Source organism: Methanobrevibacter sp., from assembly GCF_036307625.1.
Classification (GTDB): Archaea; Methanobacteriota; Methanobacteria; order Methanobacteriales; family Methanobacteriaceae; genus Methanocatella.
Genome location: NZ_JAXJXF010000089.1, coordinates 1 through 5,862 on the forward strand (window position 1 = coordinate 1; position 5,862 = coordinate 5,862).

The window sequence follows — 5,862 nt, forward strand, 5'->3', positions numbered from 1 at the left end:
AAGGCAAAGCTACCTTCAAGATTACCAAGCTCAACAAAGCAGGCAAATTCAAGGCAACTGTAACCTATAAAGGAAACAAGTACTACAACAAGGCAACCAAAAAGGTAACCATTAAGGTCAAGTCTGTGTGGAAAACAGTTTCCAAAGGAAGCAAAAACTCAGCAATCGTCAAAAAGATCCAACGTGCTTTGAAAAACAATGGATACTATATTACCTATCAGGGTTACTATCTTGTAGTTGACGGAATCTACGGCGACTGCACTGTAAGGTCTGTCAAGGAGTTCCAAAACGACAAAATCATCAAAGTCACAGGAAAAGTCGACGAAAAGACTGCCAAAAAACTTGGATTAATTTAAATTTTAATAGTAGATGCAACTTTGCATCTATCTCTATTTTTTTATTTTTTTCATATACATTTGCTTGCATGACTTCACTATTTTTTATAATCAATTTCTTTTGCTTTAATGATTGACTGTTTATTTAACTGTTTTTGTATTAATCCATAAAATATTCATATCTACTTTTTATTATTGGGGCATTGTTTTTGCTGTCGAAAATGTTAAAATGTAAATTGTGTAATAAATAGTATTAACTGGTATGTTTATTTGGAGGAACTGAAATGGAAAGCAAAAATATTATTATAATATTGCTCGTGATAATTGTTGTTCTTGCTGCTGCAATCGGATTTATGGTATTGAAGCCAATGCATGCAAAACAACCAACAAAAATCAAAGTTACCAGCAATAAAACTTTAACTGAGGGAGATGACCTGTCAGTTAAGCTGACTGATTTGAATAAAACTCCATTGTCCAAGCAAAAAGTCAACATCACAGTCAAAAACGACAAAGGCAAGGTTGTGGCAAATAAGACTGTCAAAACAGATGACAAGGGCAATGCAAAAATGGATTTGAAGCTGAAGAAAGGAGAATATGACGTTGATGTCCACTATGGTGGAAATGAAAACTACACTGGAAATAATACTACACAAACATTAACTGTTAAGGAAAAGGTTGTTGAAGCTACAGTTGAACAGGCAAGCTCACAGGATTCATCATCTCAATCAAGCGGCAGTCATATGCCTGAAGAAACAAGAAAAATATATGCCGCAAGGCAAAAAGCCGCAGATGATGGAATACCAATGTCGGTATACACAAAGTCTCCGGAATTGGTGGAAAAATACCAGGCAATGGTATAAAAATTGGATTATGCGGGGAAGTCAAATGGAAAACAAAAACATAATCATAATACTTGTTTTGGTAATTATTATCCTGGCATTATCTGTCGGGATAATGTTTACACAGCAAAACCAGAAAAAGCAGACAAATGCTGAAACTAACCAGAAGGAAGTTGTGCAGGAATCTTCAAGTGCGCCAGATACCATAACTGTGGAATTGCCTGAATTTGACAAAACTTATAGTGCAACTGCCGGTGAGTATACAGTTAAGGCAAGCAAATGGATGGGATCTTCGGTTGGAGGATTTGACGTTTACCTGTACAAAAACGGCCAACAAGTTAACAAGGATTCCTATATGTCCAGAGCATATTTCTGCATGGATGGAAAGTGGAAATGGAGTGACTGGGGCAATGGCCAGGGTGGCGAACACCACAAGTATCCCGTAAGCAGAGGTGTGGAAATCCAAAAAGTCGAAGTTAAATTTTAACCAGAATTAAGCAGGTGAAACTTTATAGTATATTTTTTTTGGAGGAAATTAAATGGAAAACAAAAACATAATCACAATATTGATTGTAATTATTCTGATACTTGCAGTTATGATTGGAATAACAGTACTGCATCCGTTCGATAGTAAAAAACCAAGTAAAGTAAAAATTACCAGCAATAAGACATTGGCTGAAGGCGATGGGCTGACCATTAAACTGACAGACCTAAATAAAACTCCAATATCCGATGAGAATGTCAACATCACAGTCAAGGACAGCAAAGGCAAGGTTGTGGCAAATGAGATGGTTAAAACAAATGACAAAGGCAATGCAAAAATGGATTTGAAGCTGGATAAAGGAAAATACAATGTAGCAGTTAATTATGGTGGAAATAAAAACTACACTGGAAACAATACCTCGCAGGAACTGACAATCAAGGAAAAGGTTGCACAGGCTCAATTGGTTTCATCCAATTCAAAGTCTTCGTCCGGCTCTGGGTATGACATTAATAATTTGCCTCCAACCAATGACCCTTATCCTGAAACAAACAGATATTTCATTGATGAAAATCATGTTAAGCAGGAATATGCGGATGGTTACATGAGAACTGTAGATGTAAGGACTGGTGAAGTACACAGTCTCGGATTTAAATGAGGGAGTTTAAAATTATGGAAAACAAAAACATAATCATAATATTGGTCGTGATAATTGTTGTTCTTGCTGCTGCAATCGGATTTATGGTATTGAAGCCGATGCATGCAAAGGAACCCACAAAAATCAAAGTTACCAGCAATAAAACTTTAACTGAAGGAGATGAGTTGTCTGTTAAGCTGACTGATTTGAACAAAACTCCTTTGTCCAAGCAAAAAGTCAACATAACAATCAAGGACAGCAAAGGCAAGGTTGTGGCAAATAAGACTGTCAAAACTAACGATAAAGGCAATGCAAAAATGGATTTGAAGCTCACTAAAGGCAAATATGATGTTGATGTCAGCTATGGCGGAAATGAAAACTACACTGGAAATAATACAACACAGAAATTGACCATTAAGGAAAAGGTTGTTAAAGCTACAGTTGAGCAGAGTTCAAGTAAACCACAGTACCTTTCAGATACTGGATACCCAATTAGTGAAGCTGATTACAGAACACTTCAAGTTTATGGTAAAAGCGCTAACAGTCATGAAGAATGGGAAGCACAAAAAGCTAGTTTAGGATACTGATAAAAGATAAAGTTCTGAATAAATTTACTCAAGAAATATTTAATCATATGGTAGCAATATGAGATAATCAATTGCCTTTACGAACTTGGGATGGTTGTGCAGAAACCTGTCCTTTGCATGGATTTGGTGGGATGGGAAGTCCTGAAGTGACTTTCTAATCCCATCAGAAACTTTATATACTACCTGAATGCATTTTTAGTGTATGACCACTGTTAGAAATTTTGACAAGAAATGTGCAGTATGCACCAAAACCTCACCACAAAATGTAGTGACAAGTACAAGCACTTTCGGATATCCCGATTTGGATTTAAGACCTTCTGAAATGAGAAGAAGCAGCATGTTTGCATGGCTTCAGGAATGTCCCCACTGCGGATATGTTGCAGGAGACATTGAAGATGAACTTTGTGCTGCCGATGATTTTTTAAAAGGCGATGAATATCTCACCTGCAGAGGTTACGGATTCAAATCCGATTTGTCCAAAAGGTTTTTCAGACGTTTTTTGATATCCGAAGCTGAAAACGATTTCAGGTCCCAATTTTTTTCACTTCTTCACTGCGCATGGGCATGTGACGATGCACAGGACGGTCTTGCAGTTGATGTGAGAAAATTGGCTTTAAAATCAATTGATTGCGTCGATGCTGAAAGCGGGGAAGAGGAGGACAACCTGAAACTCATCAGGGCAGATTTGCTTAGAAGGTCCCTGCAGTTCGATGAGCTGATAGGTGAGTTTAAGGACGTATCCTTTGAGGATGAGCTTAAAAATGATGTCATTGCCTTTCAGCTTGAACTTGCAGTTAAAAAGGACAGTGCCTGCTATACCATGGAGGATATTCCAAAGCAGGTAACCGTCACGCTCACAGGCGAGTTGCATAAGAAACTGAACCTGATTGGTGAGATAAAAGGCCTTTCACTGGTTGAGGTTGTCGAATCGATGATTAGTGAAAAGGCTGATGAAACAGACACTGCAGAGCTTATGAATAATTTGTTCGGATGATTTGAAAAAACTGCAAAGGCGGATGTTTTGCCGACATCTGCAACTTTTTTTTAAAGACCTCTTATCTTAATCATTTCTTTTTGATATTTGGCCGATGACCTCATCAGCCGGTTGAAATTTATATATCTGTTTGTACATATATTGTATTGTAGTTCATATTTTGAGTGAAATGTGGACTGCGCATTAGCAAGGATCACCCATTTGGGGTGGTCCTATTTTTTCTCGGCAGATGCCTGTGATTGTGATGCTTTGCTATTGGTGTCATATTGAATTTGGCATTGCCTGTAAATGTCTGGTGCGGATATTTTTTTACAGATTGTAGATAAACTTAAATATAAAATGGATGTTATTAAAAACAAGGTTGTGTTACTATCGATGATGAAACATTAAAAACATATGCTTATGTAAATATTTCCTCTTATCGCGTAAAGACTGTAAAGGCATTAAAGGATGACGTGAAGATGCCGACACAGATTGCTAAAGATGCCGGAATCAGACCAAACCATATTTCAAAGGTCTTGCGCGAGCTGAAAGATGCAAATGTGGCGGAATGTCTGGATGAATCCGTCAGAAAAGGACGCCTGTACAGACTGACAGCCTTGGGCGATGAGATAGCTAAGGAATTATGATGGCAGTTCTGTAAGGACAAATTATTTTTTTTTACCAATAATGCCGGTTGTATGGGCGGTGACAATCTATCCGTTGCTCCATACCCTACTGGTTGCTTTTGAACTTTTGGGAGATGAATTTTCCCCTTCACTGACTTTTATTCAGATTTAACATTAATCCCGCATTCGTTTAGTCTGGGATTTAAAATCATCAACGCTATATTCTGTATTCAATTTGGCATTGACTTTTCTTAATCTTTTTTCAAACCAGTCATCACTGGCTTTGCTGGCGTTTCCCGGAGGGTTGGCATAATATGCTTTGATGGCTTTCAGTTCACTCTCATAGTCCTTAAGCTTTTGCGAGCAGCAGCAGATTCTTTGATAAAACTTATAGGAGTCAAATTCCTTTTCGTCAATGATTTTTTTGTAATGGGCTATGGCAAGTTTATAGTTTCCCACCCTTTCATAAATGCGTCCTGTTTCTTCAAGGGCATATCTCTCCTGGCGGTTATTGAATGATTCGTCTGTCAGGACAATGACGGTGTCCTTATCCTTTTCAATGAACCTGTCGGCTAAAAATCTGTTTGTCTTTTTTTCGTTCAGGGCTCCGTGTGACTGGTAGTATTCAAACCATCTGCCGATTTCATATTCATCGACGTCCTCTTTTTCCATTATCTGGCGTATCTTTTCGCCAAACCATATATGCTGGTATCTGTTGAGATAGGTTTTGCTTCGCAATAGTCTTTTGATGTTTATCAGATTGGACTGGTAGTCTTTTGTTTGGGCATATATTATCGCAAGCTGCCTGTAGGGATACCAGTCATTTGAAAAATAGGTATTGTTGCAGAGATATCTGTAATGCCTGACTGCATCGCCGGTACGTTTATTTTGAACCAGCATTTTTCCGTACTGTATCAGAATGTTTTTTCTTTTCAAGTTCTCAAATTCATCCAAAGTGGAATCGTATTCATGGATTGGAGGGGTGTCCAGATCGAATTCGTCCCTGTTGAATGGAATTTCATAAGCTGTCTTTTCGTCAAATTCCGAAGGAATCGGGGAAGCCTTTTCTTTTTCCGGTTTTTTGATGAGCTCAACATCATGCAGCCTTTTTTCAAACCATTCGTCGCTGACTTTGGTTTGTGCCGATTCCCCGTTCATATACTTGCTGATAATTCTCAATTCGTTGTCGTAGTCTTTGAGTCTTCTGTAGGCAACGCACAGCTTCTGGAAATAGCTGTATCTCCTGTAGCCCAAATCATCAATCATATGATTCAGCAAATCGATATATTCTCCGTATCTCTTTTGCCGGTTCAGTTCACTGCATCTTGCTTCATATTCGTATTGCTTTTGTCTTTTTTCATATTCCTCTTCGCTTATGACA

General features: G+C 38.1%; 7 protein-coding genes and 1 pseudogene. 7 read left to right on the plus strand and 1 reads right to left on the minus strand.

The features are described 5' to 3' along the window. From UIB65_RS05460 to UIB65_RS05490, 7 genes are all read left to right on the plus strand, one after another. Positions 1-356 (plus strand): peptidoglycan-binding domain-containing protein (locus UIB65_RS05460; RefSeq protein WP_330040105.1); only part of this gene is annotated, 356 nt, incomplete at its 5' end. A 263-nt stretch (positions 357-619) separates the two neighbouring features. Then, positions 620-1,195 (plus strand): hypothetical protein, encoded by a 576-nt coding sequence (locus UIB65_RS05465; protein ID WP_330040107.1) that lies wholly within the window; start codon positions 620-622, stop codon positions 1,193-1,195. A gap of 25 nt (positions 1,196-1,220) precedes the next feature. Beyond that, positions 1,221-1,661 (plus strand): hypothetical protein, encoded by a 441-nt coding sequence (locus UIB65_RS05470; protein WP_330040109.1) that lies wholly within the window; start codon positions 1,221-1,223, stop codon positions 1,659-1,661. A gap of 52 nt (positions 1,662-1,713) precedes the next feature. Further along, entirely contained in the window at positions 1,714-2,313 is a 600-nt protein-coding gene (locus UIB65_RS05475) for a hypothetical protein (protein ID WP_330040111.1), read from the plus strand. Between the two features lie 14 nt (positions 2,314-2,327). Continuing rightward, a complete protein-coding gene (locus UIB65_RS05480; protein WP_330040113.1) occupies positions 2,328-2,879 on the plus strand; it encodes a hypothetical protein in 552 nt (183 codons plus the stop codon). Between the two features lie 202 nt (positions 2,880-3,081). Continuing rightward, positions 3,082-3,873, plus strand: a complete 792-nt coding sequence (locus tag UIB65_RS05485; protein WP_330040115.1) for a hypothetical protein — start codon at positions 3,082-3,084, stop codon at positions 3,871-3,873. Positions 3,874-4,334: 461 nt separating this feature from the next. Further along, the gene (locus UIB65_RS05490; protein ID WP_330040117.1) at positions 4,335-4,502 is read left to right on the plus strand and encodes a hypothetical protein; all 168 of its coding nucleotides are present in this window, start codon (positions 4,335-4,337) and stop codon (positions 4,500-4,502) included. Between the two features lie 153 nt (positions 4,503-4,655). Here UIB65_RS05490 and UIB65_RS05495 read toward each other — a convergent pair. Continuing rightward, positions 4,656-5,862: pseudogene (locus UIB65_RS05495) on the minus strand (hypothetical protein); the annotation flags it as partial.

Bases quoted from the DNA above. Each gene is read 5' to 3' on its own strand.
- UIB65_RS05465 (WP_330040107.1), top strand. From the start codon at position 620: ATGGAAAGCAAAAATATTATTATAATATTGCTCGTGATAATTGTTGTT.
- UIB65_RS05470 (WP_330040109.1), top strand. From the start codon at position 1,221: ATGGAAAACAAAAACATAATCATAATACTTGTTTTGGTAATTATTATC.
- UIB65_RS05475 (WP_330040111.1), top strand. From the start codon at position 1,714: ATGGAAAACAAAAACATAATCACAATATTGATTGTAATTATTCTGATA.
- UIB65_RS05480 (WP_330040113.1), top strand. From the start codon at position 2,328: ATGGAAAACAAAAACATAATCATAATATTGGTCGTGATAATTGTTGTT.
- UIB65_RS05485 (WP_330040115.1), top strand. From the start codon at position 3,082: ATGACCACTGTTAGAAATTTTGACAAGAAATGTGCAGTATGCACCAAA.
- UIB65_RS05490 (WP_330040117.1), top strand. From the start codon at position 4,335: ATGCCGACACAGATTGCTAAAGATGCCGGAATCAGACCAAACCATATT.